This window comes from Jatrophihabitans sp. (assembly GCF_036000465.1).
Taxonomy (GTDB): Bacteria; Actinomycetota; Actinomycetes; order Mycobacteriales; family Jatrophihabitantaceae; genus Jatrophihabitans.
This window is the reverse complement of record NZ_DASYFV010000011.1, coordinates 109592-127972: the sequence shown is the minus strand read 5'-3', so window position 1 is coordinate 127972 and position 18381 is coordinate 109592. Positions and strand designations below refer to the sequence as shown.

Annotated in this window: 16 protein-coding genes; 8 read left to right on the top strand and 8 right to left on the bottom strand. The window is 72.0% G+C overall.

Going from position 1 to position 18381, the window contains the following annotated elements; all coding sequences use genetic code 11:
• Positions 1-9 precede the first annotated feature (9 nt).
• On the bottom strand, positions 10-4422 hold the full coding sequence (locus VGN18_RS04005; RefSeq protein ID WP_327538348.1) for a choice-of-anchor D domain-containing protein: 4413 nt from the start codon (positions 4420-4422) through the stop codon (positions 10-12).
• A 342-nt stretch (positions 4423-4764) separates the two neighbouring features.
• Here VGN18_RS04005 and VGN18_RS04000 point away from each other — a divergent pair, with 342 nt between their 5' ends.
• Positions 4765-6081 carry a hypothetical protein gene (locus VGN18_RS04000; RefSeq protein ID WP_327538347.1) on the top strand — a complete coding sequence of 439 codons (1317 nt, stop codon included), beginning with the start codon at positions 4765-4767 and terminating at the stop codon, positions 6079-6081.
• Positions 6082-6156: 75 nt separating this feature from the next.
• Here VGN18_RS04000 and VGN18_RS03995 read toward each other — a convergent pair whose 3' ends face one another.
• From VGN18_RS03995 to VGN18_RS03985, 3 genes are all read right to left on the bottom strand, one after another.
• Positions 6157-6792 carry a response regulator transcription factor gene (locus tag VGN18_RS03995; RefSeq protein ID WP_327538346.1) on the bottom strand — a complete coding sequence of 212 codons (636 nt, stop codon included), beginning with the start codon at positions 6790-6792 and terminating at the stop codon, positions 6157-6159.
• Positions 6793-6983: 191 nt separating this feature from the next.
• The gene (locus tag VGN18_RS03990) at positions 6984-7643 is read right to left on the bottom strand and encodes a response regulator transcription factor (protein WP_327538345.1); all 660 of its coding nucleotides are present in this window, start codon (positions 7641-7643) and stop codon (positions 6984-6986) included.
• Positions 7640-8704, bottom strand: a complete 1065-nt coding sequence (locus VGN18_RS03985; protein ID WP_327538344.1) for a sensor histidine kinase — start codon at positions 8702-8704, stop codon at positions 7640-7642. The genes VGN18_RS03990 and VGN18_RS03985 overlap by 4 nt, the downstream gene beginning before the upstream one ends.
• Before the next feature lie 228 nt (positions 8705-8932).
• Between VGN18_RS03985 and VGN18_RS03980 the strand changes: the two genes are divergently transcribed.
• Positions 8933-9484 (top strand): hypothetical protein, encoded by a 552-nt coding sequence (locus tag VGN18_RS03980; protein ID WP_327538343.1) that lies wholly within the window; start codon positions 8933-8935, stop codon positions 9482-9484.
• Between the two features lies 1 nt (position 9485).
• Here the strand turns inward: VGN18_RS03980 and VGN18_RS03975 are convergent, their stop codons facing one another.
• Genes VGN18_RS03975 through VGN18_RS03960 form a run of 4 tightly spaced genes read right to left on the bottom strand, consistent with a single transcriptional unit; the run spans position 9486 to position 12114 of the window.
• Positions 9486-10097, bottom strand: a complete 612-nt coding sequence (locus VGN18_RS03975) for a peptidoglycan-binding domain-containing protein (RefSeq protein ID WP_327538342.1) — start codon at positions 10095-10097, stop codon at positions 9486-9488.
• A gap of 7 nt (positions 10098-10104) precedes the next feature.
• Positions 10105-11061, bottom strand: a complete 957-nt coding sequence (locus VGN18_RS03970; RefSeq protein WP_327538341.1) for a hypothetical protein — start codon at positions 11059-11061, stop codon at positions 10105-10107.
• 23 nt (positions 11062-11084) lie between these two features.
• Entirely contained in the window at positions 11085-11441 is a 357-nt protein-coding gene (locus VGN18_RS03965; protein ID WP_327538340.1) for a peptidoglycan-binding domain-containing protein, read from the bottom strand.
• Between the two features lie 16 nt (positions 11442-11457).
• Entirely contained in the window at positions 11458-12114 is a 657-nt protein-coding gene (locus tag VGN18_RS03960; protein WP_327538339.1) for a Pvc16 family protein, read from the bottom strand.
• Positions 12115-12301: 187 nt separating this feature from the next.
• Between VGN18_RS03960 and VGN18_RS03955 the strand changes: the two genes are divergently transcribed.
• The 6 genes from VGN18_RS03955 to VGN18_RS03930 all read left to right on the top strand — a co-directional run bounded on the left by VGN18_RS03955 (position 12302) and on the right by VGN18_RS03930 (position 18378).
• Complete coding sequence (locus VGN18_RS03955; RefSeq protein WP_327538338.1) at positions 12302-13828, top strand: phage tail sheath family protein; 1527 nt, start codon at positions 12302-12304, stop codon at positions 13826-13828.
• Positions 13829-13868: 40 nt separating this feature from the next.
• Positions 13869-14321 (top strand): phage tail protein, encoded by a 453-nt coding sequence (locus VGN18_RS03950; RefSeq protein ID WP_327538337.1) that lies wholly within the window; start codon positions 13869-13871, stop codon positions 14319-14321.
• On the top strand, positions 14318-14719 hold the full coding sequence (locus VGN18_RS03945) for a hypothetical protein (protein WP_327538336.1): 402 nt from the start codon (positions 14318-14320) through the stop codon (positions 14717-14719). Before VGN18_RS03950 ends, VGN18_RS03945 begins: the two co-directional genes overlap by 4 nt.
• Positions 14716-14871: a DUF6760 family protein gene (locus VGN18_RS03940; RefSeq protein ID WP_327538335.1), complete on the top strand. Its 156-nt coding sequence runs from the start codon at positions 14716-14718 to the stop codon at positions 14869-14871. Before VGN18_RS03945 ends, VGN18_RS03940 begins: the two co-directional genes overlap by 4 nt.
• Before the next feature lie 189 nt (positions 14872-15060).
• A complete protein-coding gene (locus tag VGN18_RS03935) occupies positions 15061-17901 on the top strand; it encodes an eCIS core domain-containing protein (RefSeq protein WP_327538334.1) in 2841 nt (946 codons plus the stop codon).
• A 9-nt stretch (positions 17902-17910) separates the two neighbouring features.
• Positions 17911-18378, top strand: a complete 468-nt coding sequence (locus tag VGN18_RS03930) for a phage tail protein (protein WP_327538333.1) — start codon at positions 17911-17913, stop codon at positions 18376-18378.
• Positions 18379-18381 lie beyond the last annotated feature (3 nt).

Here is an 18381-nt window from a genome sequence, read left to right as displayed (position 1 = left end):
CCGTCCGCGTCAGTGGCGGATCACCAGCGTGGGCGACTCGAGCGTGCCCAGCGCCACCAGCAACGGCGTCGTCGCGGCGATGCTCGGGTCGGCCAGCAGCGTGGTGGCCCGGATCGTGCGCGGGCCCTCGTCGGAGTTCGAGAAGATCACCAGCGGCGCAGCGAACGCGCCCTTCGCGTCGACCTTCGCGTCGGCCTGCTCGACCGACGTCGTGAAGGCGAGGGACACGGTGGTGTTCGGGGCGAAGCCGACGCCGCTCACCGTCACGACCCGCCCGGTCGGCGTGACCGCCGGGTTCACCGTGATCGTCGGCTTGGGGACGTTGGCGATGACGGTGACCTGCACCGGGCCACCACTCGCGTTGTCGGAGATGACGATGATCCCCGGCCGCAGCCCGACGGCGTGCCCGATGAACGTGACCGTGATCGTGCAGGTACCGCCGGCGGGGACGCCCCCGGAGCACTTCGACGTGTCGACCGTGTAATCGTTCTTCGCGCCCGGCACGGTGGTGTCGGTGACGGTCACGCCGGTGATCGTCAGCGTGCCGCCGCCCGGGTTGCTCACGACGATCGTCTTCTTCTTGCCGGGCAGGTGCAGCGGGATGTCCGACCCGAAGTTGAGCGTCGTCGGGTTCAGCCCGATCTGGGGCACGGTCGACCTCGTCGTCCCGGTCCCGGTCAACGGCCGGATCGCCAGCGGGTCGACGACCGGGTAGACGTTCGGTCCGGCCCGCACCGACAGGAAGCCGCTGCGCGGGCCCAACGCCGCCGGCGTGAAGGTGACCGTCGCTGTGCACACGTTGCCCGTGCCGGGATCGCTCGCGATCTTGGCGTGCAGGATCCCGCCGGTGCAGGTCGTGGCGGTCACCGCGAAGTCGCTCGCGTTCACACCGCTGAGCTGTAGACCGGCGATGGTGACCGGCCCGAACCCGCCGGCGGAGACGCCGAAGCTGCGGGTGCTGGTGGCGTGGACGACGACGTTGCCGAAGGCCACCGGTGCGGCGGTCAGGGTAGGGCGCCAGGTGTGCACGAAGGAGTCGCCGGTGGCGGAGGTGGTGGTGTCGTTGGTGTCGCCCGGGACGAGGTCGTTGGCGTCGGAGTCGAACCCGATCTCGGAGCCGATGAGGTCGATGGACGGATTGCCGGACGGTGCGTTGCCGCCGCAGCTGACGCCGGCCGGCTGGGTGCCGCAGTCGGCCCGGACGCTCACCGACACCAGCTCGCCGGGCAGGAACGACTGGCCGGCCGCGGCGCGCTGCGCGTCGCGGGTCAGGTCGCGGGCGACCACCTGGCAGGCGATCGGCGCCGGCCCGTCGGTGCCGCCGCACCCCTCGGTCGTCGGCACGTCGACACCGTTGTGCATGTTGGGCGCCCCGGTCACGAAGGCGAGGTAGCGGCCGTCGCCCGACAGCGCCGGGCTGAACCCGGTGTCGTCGATGCCGGAGTTGTTGCGCGATCCGACGAAGGTGGTGACGGTGCTCCCGGCGAGGCGGGCGACGTAGATCGACCCGGTCTGGAAGCCGGGGCTGCCCTCGAACGCGACGACCGATCCGTTCGACGACATCGCCGGGTTGGCCACGCGTCCGGTGTCGCCGATGAAGACCGACGTCGTCCCGGGTACGCGGTCGAGCCGGGTGCGAGTGCCGTTACCCAGGTCGACCTCGACGATCGCGGTCGGCGGGAGGTCGCCACCCCCTGGCGCCTGGGCCACGAGCACGAGCTGCCGGCCGTCCTGCGAGAGCACCGGATCCATCGTCGCCGCACCGTCGAAACCCGGGACGGCGTTGACGAAGACGCTCTGGTAGTTCGTCGGCGCCTGCAGCGGACCGCCCTTGACCGACAAGTCGGCGTACTCGACGCGCTCGAAGGGCTGGGTGCCGGTGAACTGCGTCCAGGCGATGCGGGTGCCGTCGCCGGACAGCCGCGGCGTGTTGGCGCTGATGCTGAGGGACGGGCCGGACGAGTCGGTGGCCGCGTCGACCCCGTAGCAGACGTAGTCGGGGACCTGGGTGCCCGGCTGGACCTCGTCGAAGACGCCGTTGCCGTTGGGATCGCGGTCGCAGACCACGAGCACGCCCGAGCTGAAGCGCGGCGTGGGGACGATGTCGGTCGCGGAGGTGATGAACGAGACGAACCGTCCGTCGTCGGAGATGCTCGGGGTGTAGCTCGGGCCGTTCGGGCTCGGCGCGGTCGGCGCGCCCTTCTCGGCGTGCGGCCGGGTCGGCTGCGTCGGGTCGGTGCCGGGCTGGGCGTGCAGGCTGATCTGGATCGTGTGCTGCGGATCGGCCAGGTCGCGGACGTAGACGTAGGTCGGCTGCTGGTAGGGGTTGGTGCTCGTCGTCGGGCGGCCGGTGAGGTTGTCGACGCTGGTGAAGACGTCCCAGCGGCCGTTGCCCGAGATCATCGACGACCCGCCGCCATCGGCGGCCTGGGTACCGGTTCCGGTGCCGGTGACCGACGTGCGCGTCGTGTCGCCCGGCGCCGACTTCGTCGGCGGCACCCGCACGCCGGTGGCCGTGATCGGCGCGGTGAACTTCTTCGTCGACGGATCCAGGGTGAAGATCTCGACCGATCCGGTCTGCTTGCCCGGGAACAGCGGCGAGAAGCTGATCGAGACGGTGCAGGTTGTCAGCCCCGCGGTCGTCGGGAAGCAGGTGAACCCGTTGTCGGTGAACGACGAGCCCGAGCCGGTGCCGAGGTCGGTGCGGCTGATCGGGATCGGGCCGAAGCCCTTCACCGTCAGCGTCACGAGCTTCTCGACCGTGCTGCCCACCCGGACGTTGCCGAAGACCGGCGGGCTCACCGTGGCCGTCGGCAGCCAGGTGCGCACGAACACGTCGGCCGCGGGCGTCGCATAGGAGTCGGACGTGTTCGTGTCTTTGGCGACGATGTCGTTGGCGTAGGAGTTGTACGCAACCCGGTAGCCGGTCTCGGACAGCGACAGCGGGCCGATGCTGGTGCCCGAGGAAACGCAGAACTTGCCAGGGCATGCGTTTGACGTGCTCGGCGACGCCAGGTGGCCGCGCAGCGGCGCCAGGCCGGCGGCCGCGCGAGCGGCGTCGAGTACCCGGTCACGAACCACGACCTGGCACTGCGTTTCGCTCGAGCCTGCGACGACATGGGCGGATTGGAGTGGCGGTAGGCAGCTCGTACTGGATGACGTGACTGTCTTTCCGTCGTGGGCCAGCGTCTGGTCGCTCAGGAAGGCGATGTAGCGGCCGTCGCCGGAGATGGTGGGGAACAGCCCGTCGACCTCCTGCCCCGCCGCCGTCCCGACCGACACCAGCGTGCTCCGCAGCTGTGTGGCGACCTGCGTGGTGTCGACCAGCCAGGCCTGGTCGATCGTGTTCGTCGGCGACGGCGAGTCGAAGACCACGTAGCGGCCGTCGTCGCTCAGCCGCGGGTGGTCGACCTGCACCGTCGCGGTGGCGGTGTTGAAGAACCGGCCCGGCGTGGTGTTGCTGGCGTCGATCTCCACAAGAGGGTTCGTGACCGAGCCGAACGGGATGTCGTACTTCACGATCGCCCGCCGGGCGGGCGTCGCTGTGGTTCCGATCGCGACCGCGACGATGTGCGAGCCGTCGCCGGACAGGCTCGCCTCGTCGATGTCGTTCGAGTCGACCGTCGCGTTGTCGGCGTCGGTGTAGGTGTTCGGCACCGTCACCGTCCCGGTGTTCGGGGGAATCAGCTGGCCGGCGGAGCGCGGGAGGTCGACGTAGTGAGTGCTGGTGATGCATTCGGAGCACCCGTCGGACCACGCGATCCGGTCGGCCGCGTTGTCGAGTTCGGGTCGCGAGGCGCCCATGTTGTCGAGGGTGCGGGCGAGGGCCGAGACGACCACGCAGCGGAAGTTCGGGTAGTTCGTGCCGGGCTGCACGTCGTCGAACACCTTGTTGCCGTCGGGGTCGCGGTCGCACACCACGACGCTGCCGACGTAGCCCTGCGCGGTGCCGACGACTCCCGAGCCGGACTCCGTGACGAAGGAGACGTAACGGCCGTCGGCCGAGATGCTGGGGTGCAGGCTGCGGCCGGCGGGCGCGTAGCCGTTCGGCGTGTAGACGAGCCCGTCCGCGGTGACCTGCGAGGTCTCACCAACGCTGAGCTGCACCGTCTTGCCCGTCGTCGTGTCGCGCACGAAGACCGACTGGTAGGTATTGCCGCCGTAGGCATTGAACTGCCCCGGCGCCAGGTTTCCGCTGCTGACGAACGCCACCTGGGTGCCGTCGGCCGACATCGCCTCCTGCAGGCTGTCCGCATTGACCTGCGCGCCGTCGGACCTGACCGACACGCGCTGGATGCCGTCGACCGGGGCGGCGGCGTTGCCCGGGGAGCCGGGCGCGACGAGCACAGCCCACGTGACGGTGACAGCTGTCAGCGTCACGGCGGCGGTCAGGCGCCGTCGCTGGAACACGTGCTCACTCACTCCTTGCCCCCGGAAGCTGCACAGAGAGTAATCCCGCGCACGGTCCGCCTCGCAGCGTTTCGGCGTCATTGACGAACGGTTCGAGACCGCCGCCGGAAGGTTCTGTACCGCTCATGGGCTTATGTCCGATTACCGCGACCAGGGTTTGCGCCGCTCGGTCGCAGGGTATGGGACCACGTTGCGCGGCGGACCGTCCGGCGTGATCACCGACGGCACGTCCGAACTGCCCGTAAGGGCAGTTTTAGCTTCCCCGACACGCTCCCCTGCCTGATTGACGCGGCCATTACCGGGTCGTCAGACTCCCCGCTTATGGGAGCAGCCACCGCACTACCGGTGCGCGACATGCGCGTTGAGCCGGGCGCCACGACGACGACGACGATGCTCGTGCGTAATACCGGTCAGGTGGTCGATCAGTTCACCATCGACATCGTCGGCGACTGCGCCCCGTGGACCGAGGTCACGCCGGCGATCGTCAACCTGATGCCGGGTTCGGACGTCGAGGTGACGGTGACCTTCGCGCCGGCGCGCGACCCGCACATCCCCGCCGGGGTCGTCCCGTTCGGGTTGCGCGTCGCCTCCCGCGAGGACCCGCAGGGCTCGTCGGTCACCGAGGGCACCGTCGACGTCGGCGCGTTCGACGACGTGCAGGTCGAGCTCGTCCCGCGCCAGTCGCGCGGCCGGCGGCGCGCGCGGCACCAGGTCGCGATCGACAACCTCGGCAACCAGCCGACCACCGTCGAGGTCACCGCGCACGACGAGGAAGAGGCGCTCGACTTCGCCTTCGACCACCGGGTCGCCACGCTCGAGCCCGGGTCGGCCGCGTTCATCCGGCTCATCGCCCGGCCCGAGAAGCGCTTCCTCAAGGGCGCCGACCGGCAGCACCCGTTCATCGTCACCGTCGCCCCGAGCACGTCGAACCCGGTGGCGACCCGCGGCACCATGACCCAGCGGCAGCTGCTGCCCGCCTGGCTGCTGCCGGCGATCGCCATCCTGGCCGCGGCGGCTCTCGCGCTGTTCATCCTCTACGAGACGCTGCTCAAGCCGGCCATCAAGTCGACGGCCGACGACGCCGCGAAGCAGGCGGTCAAGTCGGCGGCGTCCTCGCAGGCGGCCGCGGTCAGCTCGGCGCAGAAGCAGGCGGCCGCCGCCAACGCGGCGGCGCAGAAGGCGCAGGCCGCCGCCTCGAGCGCGGCGAAGAACGGGGGCGGCGCCGGCGGCAAGCAGGCGTCCGTGCCGCCGTCGGGCTCCACGCTCTCGAACGGCGCCCCGGTCGCGACCGGCTCGCCGACCGCGTTCAGCGTGCAGACCGACGTCGCGCCGTCGACCGGCAACTTCACCAAGTTCACCGTCACGCCCGGGCCCACGATCCCGGCCAACAAGACGCTGGTGATCACCGCGGTCGTGCTGCAGAACCCGAACGGCAACGAGGGCACGCTGCAGATCCAGCGCGGCAACAGCAGCTTCCTGCTCCAGGAGGGGCTCGCGAACTTCCGCGACCTCGACTACCACTTCGACGACGAGCCGCTGATCTTCACCTCGTCCGCGCCGTTGCAGGTCGCGGTGAACTGCCAGAAGGCCGGCGGCGGCGGGGCGGCGCACTGCAACCCGTCGATCCTGTTCACCGGGCGCTACATCACGACGCCGAAGAAGACTCCGTAGCGCACGACGGAAGGGGGCCGGTGCGAGCGCTGCTCGCACCGGCCCCCTGTCCCCCCGGCCTGGTGTGGCGGAACCTCAGATGAGGCCCTCGCGCATCGCGAACGCCACGGCGTGCGAGCGGTTGCGCAGCTGGAAGCGGTTCGTCACGTCGTGCACGATGCTCTTGATCGTGCGCTGGGAGTAGGAGAGCTGGCGGGCGATCTCGCTGGTGGACAGCCCGGCGGCCAGCAGCCGCAGCACCTCGGTCTCGCGGTCGGTGAAGCCGGCGATGTGCAGGCCGCGCGGTTCGAGCACCTGGCGTTGCAGGCGGGACACGCGGCCGAGCAGCCGGCCGAGCAGATCGGGCGGGAGCACTCCCTCGCCCGACATCGCCGCGGCGGCCAGGCGCACCAGGATGTCGGCGTCGACCTCGGCGCGACGCGCCACCGCGCACACGCCGTTCTCGACGGCGGCCAGCACGTCGGCGTCGTCGAGATCGCCGGCGATGAGCACGACCTTGGTGACCCGGCGACACTGCAGGCTGCGCAGCGTCGTCTTGGTCTGCTCGTCGATCCGGTCGGTCGCGACGATGACCACCGTGTCGGGCGAGGAGTCGTCCTCGTCGATGAGGCGGATCTCGGGCCGCGCGTAGAGCGTCGTGCGCAGCCCGTTGCGCAGGATCGGATCGGTGGCGAGCAGCAGCACCGGGATCCGGGTCAGTTGTTGAGTCATCAGGCCCCCCTGATAGTTCGCCCGGTCGCGGCCGTGCAGCCGGACTTTTCCAGCGAAGTCGTGTTCGACCCGTGTGAACCTGCCCTACGTGGCGACCCGAGCGCATGGGACCGGTGTCCCGACTGTGCCCGGACGGGCAACCCGCCGAACGTCCCGCTGTGCACAGGCGGACGTCCGGCCGGGGCGGCTCCTCAGGTCGGACCGGGACGCTGACCGAGGCCGGCCTCGCGGGCGCGGACGATCGCCTGGGCCCGGTCGGCGACGCGCAGCTTGCCGAAGATCACCGACACGTGGTTGCGCACGGTCTTCCCGCTCAGCGACAGCACCTGGGCGATCTCGGTGTTGTTGCGGCCGGCCGCGATGAGCGAGAGCACCTCGCGCTCGCGCCCGGTCAGCTCGGGGAACGAGGTGGCCGCCGTCGACGGCAGCCCGTTGAAGTAGCGCAGCACCTGCGCCGCGATCGACTGGCCGAAGATCGCCTCGCCCCGGGCGACCGCGTGCACGGCCCGGACGAGTTCCTCGGGCTCGGCCCCCTTGAGCAGGTAGCCCCGCGCACCAGACCGCATCGCGTTGAACACCGACTCACTGTCGTCGAACATCGTCAGCACGAGCACCCCGATCGAGGGAGTCGCGTTGGTGATGGCCCGGGTGGCCTCCACCCCGCCGAGGTCGGGCAGGTGCAGGTCCATCACCACGACGTCCGGGATCAGTGCGGCGGCGGCCGAGATCGCGGCCCGGCCGCCGGCCGCCTCGCCCACGACCTGGATGTCGTCGCGCTCGGCCAGCGCGGCACACAGGCCGAAGCGGAACAGCGGGTGGTCGTCGACGACCATCACCCTCGTCGCGGTCATCGCGACGCCGGCACGGGATGGACGGGGAGGGTGACGACGACGCGGGTGCCGCCGGCGGGGGGCGACTCGATGAGGAAGGTGCCCCCCAGCTCCGCGGCCCGCTCGCGCATCGAGCCCAGCCCGAGCCCGCGGCCGGAGCGGCCGCTGTACCCGACGCCGTCGTCGACGACCTCCACCCGCACTCCCTTGTCCCGGCTGAGATTGACCGTGCACGTGTGCGCGCCCGAGTGGCGCGCCACGTTCGTCAACGCCTCGCAGACGATCCGGTACGCCGCGATCTCGACGATGGCCGGCAGCGCCGCGAGATCACCGACATGATGCAGCTCGAAGGACACCTGTTCGGCGGAATCCTCGTCCGAGCGCATCCGCGTGGCAAGCAGGTCGATGTGCTCGCGGACGGCCGGCAGCAGGCCGAGCTGGTCGAGCGCCGGTGGCCGGAGCGTCTCGAACAGCCGGCGGACCTCGGCGATCGCCGCCTGCAACTCCTGCTCCAGATGGCTGACCAGCTCGTCGGCCTGCTCGGGCTCGCGCGTCATCAGCCGCCGGGCGGCGTGCAGCCCGAGCGAGATGCCGGCCAGGATCGGTCCGAGACTGTCGTGCAGTTCGTGCCGCAGCCGGCGCCGCTCGTCCTCGCGGGCGTAGAGCACGCCGTCCAGGCTCTGCCGCAGGTCGCCGAGCAGGCGGGCGGTGTGCAGCACCGGTCCGGCGTTGCGGGCGATCTCCAGCAGCACCAGGTGATCGCGCCGCGGCACCGGCCGGCCGCGGCGCCGGCCCGACACGGTCAGCTGGCCGCTCGGGTGTCCTTGATAGGTCAGCGGCAGGGTCAGCGGTTCCCCGACCGGCGTGCCGATCGCGGCCACGCCGTCGCCCCACACCCCCGGGCCGATCTCGAGGCGTACGAAGGCGAGCTCCAGTTCGCCGTGCAGGATCGCGACGACCCCGGCGAGCAGCTCGTCCGGCGCCTGGGCGTGCTCGAGCCGGAAGGCCAGGGCCGACGCGATCCGGTCCCGACGGCGTGGTCCGGAGGCGCGCTCGGGACGCCACCGACGGGGATCGAGCACGCGACGATGGTGTCGCATCGGTGCAGCGTTGGGGAGAGGCGGGGGCCGATCCGGCATGTTCGCGACAAGATCGTCGCCCTCCTCGGTGGCGCGACCGGTGCCGTCGCACCTTGCTCTGCCCGTAGGGGCACCGGTGCCGCGGTGGCCCCGACTTACGGTGGGACGGCTCGGAGCGAGCGACCATTCCGGGGCCTCCAGGTCACGGTGAGACGACGGCAGGGTGACGTCTTGACCATCCGATCTCGCCGGCGCAACGGGACCTACCGTTTCGTGCCGCCCGAGCAGGTGGTGGCGCGCGCGGTCACCTACATCGGCGACGTGCTGCTCGAGTTCACCCTCACCCTGACCGGCTCGGTCCTGGTCGTGTGGCCCGACGGGGAGCCGGGCGCCGAACCGCTCGGCGCGGCCGCGCTGACGGCCGCCGCCCTGCACCGCATCGTGGACGGGTTGTTCGTCAGCGTCGGGCGGGGCGACCGGCCCACCATCGAGAGCAGCAACGGGCACCGGTTCCGGCACAGCGGCAGCTCGGTGCCCGGCCCGCGCACGCGACGCTTCGCCGGCGTCTGCACGATCGACCTGCCGGCCGCGGGCGACGCCCAGCACCCGGCCGTGCACGGCTCGCTCGGCTACCGCCTCGACGTCACCGCAGCCGCGCCGTCGGACCCGCCGATGCTCTACGGCGGCCCGCTCTGGCCCGAGCACTACGAGCGCACCCTCGCCGCGATCGGCGCGATCGTGCTCGCGCCGGTGCCGGTGACCGCCCGGCTCGATCACGTGTGAGTCAGACCGGCTGCCAGTCGCGGCCGTCCCAGCGCCACTGGCCGTCAGGCGAGAGCTGGCCGGTGTAGTCGTCGCTCGTCACGGCGACCCAGTCGGTACCGTCCCAGCGCCACTGGCCGTCGGGTGACACCTCGCCGACGTGGTCGCTGGCGGCGTAGAGCTCCTCGGCGACGCCGGCGGTGCCGCTCACGGCCTGCCAGTCGGTGCCGTCCCAGACCCACTGACCGTCGTCGGAGATCTGCCCGGCGTACGCGGCCGGGCTCTGGGCGGTGTCCGCGAAATGGTTGCCCCACCCGTCGCGCTGGCCGCCGTTCTCGATGTCGTAGCGCAGCTGCGCGAGCGCGTCCCACGGGTTGTAGTACTGGTAGTTGATCCCGACCTGCTGCTCCTGGTGGAGCAGCGCCTCCCACGTCGCGTGGTCGGTCTCGCCGGTGTTGTCCATGCCGACCTGGGTCTGCAGCATGCGGACGGCGTTCTCCGTCGCGGAGTTGTACACGCCGTCGGGCCACTCCTGCAGGATCCGCAGCCCGTACAGGCGCACCTGCAGCGTCCACACCCACTCGCCGGTGTTACCCAGCTCGAGGTTCGGTTCCTCGCCGGTCAGGGCCGCCATCGCGCCGTCAGTACCACGAGTGGCCGGTAGCGCAGGTGTGCCAGTTCTGCTCGTGGCCGGAGGGTTGGGCGCACATCGCGCTGCGCCCGGCGGCCTGGCACTCGGCGCAGGGGCCGTAACCGCAGACAGCCGTCGCCGCCGGGGTGGGCGCCGGCGCCGCGGCCGGCGCCGGGTGCGCGTGCGCGTCGTCCTCCGCGCGGTGCTCCTGCAGGCGGGCGTCCCGGTCGGCCCGCCACTCCGGCGTCGCCGCCCGGTTGACGCCGACGCCGCCCTCGGCCGGCTGGTAGAAGCGGTCGACCGTCTCGTGGTTGGCCGCGTTCGCCTGGGCCATCGATTCGCCGCGGTGATCGTGGTAGGACTCCAGCAGTTGCGCGGTCGCGTGCACCGCGGCCTGGTCGGTGCCGTGGATGGGGTTGCCGTGGGCGTCGACGGCGGTGGTGTCGAAGCGCTCGTCGTGGGTGCCCTGCTCGTCGCCGAACTTCCCCCACGTGCCCATGTTCGGGTTCGGGATGGGGTCGAAGACGTTGAACGACTCGATGGGCGCGTTCGGGTCACCCTGGTTGGCCGACCGGCCGCGGAAGGCGTGGGCCTCGCTGTAGCTGTCCTCCAGCGCGTGCGCGGCCGCGCCGAGATGGCCCATCTCGGTGGCGCGGGCGCCGCCCTCGTGCGCCTGCGACAGCTCGCTCTCGACGAAGCGGCGATCGGTGTCGACGTTCCACTGACCCGAGTGGTACGGGTCGGCCATGCCGTGCTCGCGTTGCGCGTCCGGGTCCTCCCACGCCGGGTGGGTGGTCGGGCCGTACCAGCGGTCGGCGTGCTCCTGCGCCGCGTCGAGGGTGTGGAAGTACTCGTCCTCGGTCATCCCGTCGATGCGCCCGGACGCGTCGGCCCGCCCGGACGCGAAGAACTCGTGCACCGCCGCCCGGGTGATGGCGTGGTGGCCCGCGCCCTCTTTCTGATCCATGACGTCTCCGATCCGGGCGGCGCTCAGCTGCCGCGTTCGTTGAGGAACTCGTGGAAGCTCGCGAACCGCGCGTCCTCCTGGATCGCCGGGTGGACGTGCTCCAGCCGGGGGATGTACTCGCTGCCCGCCGGCACGGCCGGGGCCGCCGCCGTCAGGTAGGCGTCGAGGGCCTCCCACGTGTCACGCCGGACCACGCCGTCGCCCGCCAGCTGCGCCATGCCCTGCAGCTGCCGCACGGCCATCTCGGTGGCGTCGTCGAACGTGCCGTCGGAGTAGCGGTCGAACAGCCCGAGTCCGCGCAGGCCGTCCTGCAGCCGCGTCACGTACTCGCCGCTGTCGCCGAGCGCCAGCTCCGGCTCGTCACCCTGCAGGGTCGACATCGCGCATCCCCTCGGCTCAGACGCTGGCGCGCGGCACGCGCACCCAGCGCTTCGGTGCCGCCACCCCGGACGGATCGGGTTCGCCCGCGGCTCCCTCGTCGCCCGGAGTCGCGGCGGCGCCGTGACGGTACTGCTCGCTGCGCAGGTCGATCTTCTCGGCCGGCGGCGCGAGTTCGGTGTCGGGCGCGGCCCGGTGCGGCGCGCTGACGGTGAGGACGAACGCGGCCCGGGCCGGCATGCCCAGGCTCGTCCAGAGCTGGCCGGGGCCGGCCGGGTCCAGCTCCACCAGCACCGGCATGCCCAGCTCGGCGAGCGCCTCGGGCAGGCAGGACTCGGGCAGCGCCTCGGCGTCGGTGAGGGCGCGCAGGGCGGTGTCGAGCAGCTCGTGCTCGTCGCGGATCTTCTCGGCCCGGGCGGTGACGAGGTAGGAGAGCTGGTAGCGGCGGGGCGGCTCGGTGCGCGACAGCACCCGGCCGCGGGCGTCGCGGACCTCGTCGAAGCCCGACTGCGCGCCGCGGTTGTCACCGGCCAGGCCGAACAGGAACAGGTCGATCGCCTCGGACGGCTTCTCCGTCTGCCACGTCGGCTTCGGCGGGTCGAGCCGCACGACGGTGCCCTTGGGCAGCACCCGCGCGAGGGCACGGCACAGCGCCTCGTCGACCTCGGCAATCACCCTCGCAGCGTGGCGATGCGCCCCCGGACCGACCACGGCCCGAGCACCGTCCATCGGTCACCCTCGGGCTGCCCCTAGGTGCAGTTCTCGCTGCCCCCGCCCGTTCCCTCGCTGGCGGTATCCGGATCGACAAGCGGTGCGAGAGTCGCGACACCTGAGTGCGGTCGGCGAGATTCGGAGACGCAGCATGCCAAGCAGCTATTTGTCACCCGGTGTGTACATGGAGGAGGTCTCGTCCGGCTCCCGGCCGATCGAGGCGGTGGGAACCGCGGTCGCGGCCTTCGTGGGCTTCGCCGAGAAGGGCCCGCTGAACGAGCCGGTGCTCGTCACCAACTGGACGCAGTTCAAGACGTCCTTCGGTGACTTCGTCGACGGCTTCTACCTGGCCCACGCCGTGTACGGGTACTTCCTCAACGGCGGCGGCATCGCCTACGTCGTGCGCGTCGGGGGGTCGGCCGATTCGGCCGACGGCCCGAAGACGCCGGTCGCCGAACTCCCGGCCGCGGGCGAGGAGGAGAAGCCCGCGCTGACGATCGCGGCCAAGGACCCGAGCCAGGCCGGCCTGTCGGTCGAGATCCAGGGTGCGAGCGAGGGCGGCGACGACGTCTTCAAGCTGCTGGTCAAGCGCGGCGGCGAGGTCGTCGAGACCTTCGACAACGTGACCACCCGGCGCGGCCCGCAGAATGTCATGACGGTCGTGCGGCAGCAGTCGCAGCTCATCACCATCGAGGACGTCCGCGGCCGGGCGCTCGCCGTGCCGCGCCACGGCGAGGTGGCCATGGCCGAGCCGGCCGCCGTGCCCGAGCCCGTCTCCCCCGGCGCCTACGTCGGCAACTCGGCCGACCGCACCGGCTTCGGCGGCCTCGAGGCCGTCGACAACGTGACGATGCTGTGCGTGCCCGACCTGATGGCCGCGTTCCAGCAGGGCTCCATCACGCAGGACGACGTGAAGGCCGTCCAGCTCGCCATGATCGCGCACTGCGAGCTCATGGCCGACCGCGTCGCGATCCTCGACACGCCGCCGGGGCTCAACGCCCAGCAGGTCAAGGACTGGCGCATGGACGTCACCGGCTACGACAGCAAGTACGCCACCATGTACTGGCCGTGGATCAAGGTCGCCGACCCGGTCGCGGGCAAGCAGGTCTTCATCCCGCCGTCGGGACACATCGCCGGCATCTGGGCCCGCAACGACTCGACCCGCGGCGTGCACAAGGCACCGGCCAACGAGGTCATCCGCGGCGCGGTCACCCTCGAGCTGAACATCACCAAGGGCGAGCACGACACGCTCAACCCGATCGCGGTCAACTGCATCCGCTCCTTCCCGGGGCAGGGCATCCGCGTGTGGGGCGCGCGCACGCTGTCGAGCGACCCGGAGTGGCGCTACCTGAACGTCCGGCGGCTGTTCAACTACGTCGAGAAGTCGATCCTCTCGGGAACCAACTGGGTGGTGTTCGAGCCGAACGACCCGAAGCTGTGGGACTCGGTCAAGCGCACGGTGAACATGTTCCTGCGCCGCGTCTGGCGCGACGGCGCGCTGTTCGGCCGCACGCCGGCGCAGGCCTTCTTCGTCAAGTGCGACGAGGAGAACAACCCGCCGGAGAACCGCGACGCCGGCATCCTCACCGTCGAGATCGGCATCGCCCCGGTGAAGCCGGCCGAGTTCGTGGTCTTCCGCATCTCGCAGTTCGCCGACGGCGCGGGCCTGGAGGAATAGGCGCCGTGACGACCACACCCACCACTGAGGAAGGTTCATCATGAGCAGCGGCCTCGGGCCCGGCGATGCGATCACCGCGTCACGGTTCTCCATCATCATCGACGGCTATCAGATCGCGTCGTTCGCCGAGCTCGTCGGCATCACCACCGAGGTCGAGCCGGTCGAGCTGCTGGAGTCCACCGACAAAGAGGTGACGCTCAAGAAGCTGCCGGGCAAGAAGAAGCCCCCGACGCTCACGCTCAAGCGCGGCAAGAACCAGAGCATGGAGCTCTGGCTCTGGCACGAGGCCGTGCTCATGGGCGACATCATGGCGGCGCGCAAGAGCTGCTCGCTCGTCATGTACGCCACCGACGGCACCCCGGTCGCGCGCTACCACCTGGAGATGGCCTGGCCCTCGAAGCTGGAGATCGGCGGCCTCAAGGCCGGCGCCAGCGAGGTGCTCATGGAGACCGTGACCCTGGTGTGCGAGCACATCCAGCGCGTTGCCCCATGACCGCTGTGGCCGACCTGCCGGACACCGCGCTCCGCACGGAGTACCCGTTCACGCTGCCCCGGGGCTACGTCGACCAGCACGGTGTGCGGCACCGCGACGGCGTGATGCGGCTCGCCACGGCGCGCGACGAGCTCACCACGCAGAACGATCCGCGGGTCAAGCAGAACCCGGCATACCTCACGGTATTGCTCCTGGAACGGACGATCACCCGGCTCGGCGACGTCCGTGGCATCGACACCTTCGTGATCGAGAACCTGTTCGCCTCGGACCTGGCCTTCCTGCAGGACCTGTACCGGCGGATCAACCAGGACGGTCACGCCGAGGTCGCCGTCGGGTGCCCGCACTGCGGCCAGGAGTTCGCGGTCGACATCGCGGGTGATGCCCCGGGGGGATCGTGACGTACGCGGCTGACCGACTGTGGAAAGAGGTCGCGTACGTCGGTTACTACCTCCACTGGGGCTTCGCCGAGATCCTCGACATGGATCACCGGACGCGGCAACGGATCATCGCCGAGGTCGGCGAGATCAACGACCGCGCCGACGACGAGTAACCGCCCGACGGCGAACTGGGAACGAGAAGTCCGGGAGAGGGACAAGTCATGCGGTGGTCATTGCGCCGCGGTGCGAAGGGGCTCGGTGCGGACACGACGGCACCAGCCCCTCGTGCTGCTGCCACCGCGCCCGAGCGAGGGTGGTCCTCCCTGCCGCCGCTCGCGCCGTCGTGGTCGGCCCGGCCGCCGTTGACCGTCGAGCCGCAGCCGGCCGCGCCCCTGCTGACCGACCGGCTCCGGCCGCGGTCGACGCCCGCTCGCACTGACGGCACGCCCGAGCCGGGACGCGTCGTCGGGCTGGGCACCGTCATCGTGCCGCCGCCCGCCGCCGCCCCGGCGGCCGTCGAGCCGCCGAGCTACTTCCTCGACCAGCCGCCGCTGCGGCACGCGACCGCGCGGCCGATCACCGAGCACGCGCCGCTCACCACGGCCACGCCCGACTACGTGGGTGAGCCGGTCGCGCCCTACGTCGCCCCCGCCCCGCCGCCCCGCCCCGCCGCCCGGGCCGAGCCCGCGGTCGAGGCGGCCAGCGACGCCGGGGCCCGGTTCCGCGAGGCCCTGGCCAACCTGCACCGCCGCGGCGAGCCCGACGGGCTGCCCGGCCAGCGCAGCATGCTCACCCCGGACAGCCCGCCGGCGACCGAGGCGTCCCGTCCGGCCCCGCCGGCACCACCCGCGACACCCGCCTCGGCCGACCCGGCCCGGGGTGACGCGCAACCACCCGTGCCCGGCCTGGCGCCGCGCGACCCGTTCGCCGCCGGTCCGCCGCCCGCACCGATGACGCACCGGCGCAACAGCCTGGCGCAGAGCCGGCGACTCGGGCTGGGCGCTCCGGTGCAGCGCGATGCCGACGACGCCGCCGAGGCGGCCACGCCGCCGCCCGCCGACATCGCCGAGGCGCTCGAGGCGACCCGCGCCGCCGCCGAGGCGGCGATCGATGCCGCCAACACAGAGGCCGTCGCCGCCATCGCCCGGGCCGAGGCCGACGCCGCCGATGCCCGGGTCGCCGCGCGGGCTGCGGGCCAACCGCCGCCCGCTCCGCCGGCGAGCTCGCCGTCCCGCCCCGAAGCACCGCCGGCCGGACCGGAGGCGCCGGCCGCGGTGCGACCGCCGCTGACCACCACGCCCACCGTGCGCCCGATCGCCGACGGCTCGACCCGCCCGCCCCTGAGCGTCGCGCCGCTACGGTTCCGGGCCGCGCCGCGTCCGATCGAGACCGCGGTCGAGGCGCCGGCCCGCACCCCGGAACGCGCCGTCGTCACCCGCCCGCCGGCCGAGCTCGCCCGGGCGCTGCGGTCGACGCACGGCGTCGACGTCGCCGACGTCGAGATCCGGCGCGACAGCGCGGTGACGGCCGAGGCCTCGCAGCGGCGGGCGCGGGCCTTCACCCGCGGGGCGACCGTGCACCTGCCCGAATCGGCGGGCCCGCTCACCTCGGCGTCGGCCCGCGGGCTGCTCGCCCACGAGCTGGTGCACGCGGCCCAGCAGCGCCGCCTCGGCGGCGCGCTGCCGGCCGAGCACACGCCCGAAGGTCGCGCGCTCGAGGCCGAGGCCCTCGACGCCGAGCGGGCGCACGGCGGAACGCCGCCGTCGATCACGTCGTCCGACCCGCTGCGGCACGCGCCCCCGCCGGTGACGTCGGCCTGGGTCGAGGACCGCCTCACCCAGCACGCGCTTCCGTTCGAGATCCCGCAGCACCGTCCGGACGAGACGCTCACCCCCCAGCAGCGCGACCAGGTGCGCTGGGAGGCGAACGAGATCGCCAGGGAGGTCGTCACCGGCGCCGGCATGGCGGTCGGCGGGGGCGGCGGGGGCACCTCGGGCGGCGGCGGTGCGGGCACGGGCACCGGTTCGAGCCCCACCGGTGGCGGCGCGGGCGGCGACTCGTCGTCCGACAACCCCGACGCCCTGCCGGACATCGGCGACATGCACGCCACGACGTTCGAGCAGTTCCGCGACGGCGTGCTGGCCAAGTACAACGACGCCCGGGCCTCCGCGGGCCTGCCCCGGATCCTGAACCTGCCCGACGACCAGCTCGGGAAGCTGCGCGAGGAATGGAACGCGGAGGTCGCGCACCAGAAGGTGGCGCGCGAGGAGGCCCGCAAGCTCAAGGACCAGCGGGCCGACGACGCGGCGAAGGAGAAGGAGCGCGTCGAGGAACGGCAGAAGAAACGCAAGGAGGAGCGCGACGCCCGCGCCAAGGTCGCGCAGGACCTCCCCCAGGCCGGAACGGCGTGGGCGCCCGGCATCGGCATGCACCGCACCAGTGCGGGCGGCGGTGCCGCGGCGGTCGGCGTCGCGGCCGCCGGGGGCGCTCTCGCCGGGGGTGCGCTCGCCGGTATCGGGGCCGGCGGCGGTCAGGCCGAGATCTACAAGGCCGAGGACGCGCTCGAGGACGCCCAGGACAAGCTCGACGACGCCGAGGCCGCCCTGGCCTCGGCGACCGCGACCAACACCGACTCGCTGACGTCGCTCAAGGCCACCGACGCCACCGAGTTCGTGGCGAACCTGCAGCGCTCGTACAACTTCCAGCGGCACCAGGCCGGGCTCGGTCCGAAGGATCTCTCCCCGACCGAGGTGAACGAGGCTCGCGAGCTGTTCGAGCGGACGAAGTCCCAGCACGACAGCGAGGTCGGCGAGAAGCGGCGCAAGGACGCGCAGGCGAAGATCGACGCCGCCACCAAGGCACGCGATGCCGCCAGGGCCCACGTGACCAAGACGGCCGAGCGGGTCGCGGCGCGCAGCGTCGCCGCCGGCACCGCGGTCGTCGGCACGGCCGGCGCCGAGGCCCACCCCGCGACGGCGGTGCCGACGACCGGCGCCACGACGACCGACGCGGTGGCGGTGGCCGCGACGGTCGGCTCCGACCACTCCACCGAGGTGGTGCACGGCGACTCCTCGCACCAGACGCACGACACCGCCAACCTCGAGGCGCTCGCCGAGCGCATCTACGACCGCCTGCGCAGCCGGCTGCGTACGGAACTCCTCATCGACCGCGAGCGGGCCGGCCTGCTCACCGATTTCAGGTAAGGGACAGACATGGCTGCACTCAACGACACGACCAACATCGGTCTTGCCAACCGGTTCGCCGTGACGGTCGACCCCGGCTCGTACAGCCTGGGGTCGTTCCAGAAGGCCGAGGGTCTCGACGTCACGTGGGACATGCCCGACTACCGCGCGGGCGACGGCGGCAACCAGCGCTGGTACTTCCCGGCGAACACGAAGTACACCTCGGTGAAGCTCGTCCGGGCCGTCTCCGACGACTCCCTCGCCGTGCGCGACTGGCTGAACTCGAACTCGTTCACGTTCGGCAAGGCGCGCTGCCTGGTGACGATCGACCTGTACGACTCGACGCTGACGAAGAAGATGCTCACCTGGGTGCTCCGCAACGCCCAGCCCAAGAAGTGGAGCGTCAACAACATGGACGCCGGCGCGAGCCAGGTGTCGCTCGAGACGCTCGAGTTCGAGCACGAGGGCTTCCTCGACGACGACACCTCGATCGGCTGATCC

Coding starts and splice junctions, on each gene's coding strand:
- VGN18_RS03950 (WP_327538337.1), top strand. CDS start 13,869: ATGAGCAGCGGCCTCGGGCCCGGCGATGCGATCACCGCGTCACGGTTC.
- VGN18_RS03990 (WP_327538345.1), bottom strand. CDS start 7,643: ATGACCGCGACGAGGGTGATGGTCGTCGACGACCACCCGCTGTTCCGC.
- VGN18_RS03975 (WP_327538342.1), bottom strand. CDS start 10,097: ATGGCGGCCCTGACCGGCGAGGAACCGAACCTCGAGCTGGGTAACACC.
- VGN18_RS03955 (WP_327538338.1), top strand. CDS start 12,302: ATGCCAAGCAGCTATTTGTCACCCGGTGTGTACATGGAGGAGGTCTCG.
- VGN18_RS03970 (WP_327538341.1), bottom strand. CDS start 11,061: ATGGATCAGAAAGAGGGCGCGGGCCACCACGCCATCACCCGGGCGGCG.
- VGN18_RS03930 (WP_327538333.1), top strand. CDS start 17,911: ATGGCTGCACTCAACGACACGACCAACATCGGTCTTGCCAACCGGTTC.
- VGN18_RS03945 (WP_327538336.1), top strand. CDS start 14,318: ATGACCGCTGTGGCCGACCTGCCGGACACCGCGCTCCGCACGGAGTAC.
- VGN18_RS04000 (WP_327538347.1), top strand. CDS start 4,765: ATGCGCGTTGAGCCGGGCGCCACGACGACGACGACGATGCTCGTGCGT.
- VGN18_RS03995 (WP_327538346.1), bottom strand. CDS start 6,792: ATGACTCAACAACTGACCCGGATCCCGGTGCTGCTGCTCGCCACCGAT.
- VGN18_RS03965 (WP_327538340.1), bottom strand. CDS start 11,441: ATGTCGACCCTGCAGGGTGACGAGCCGGAGCTGGCGCTCGGCGACAGC.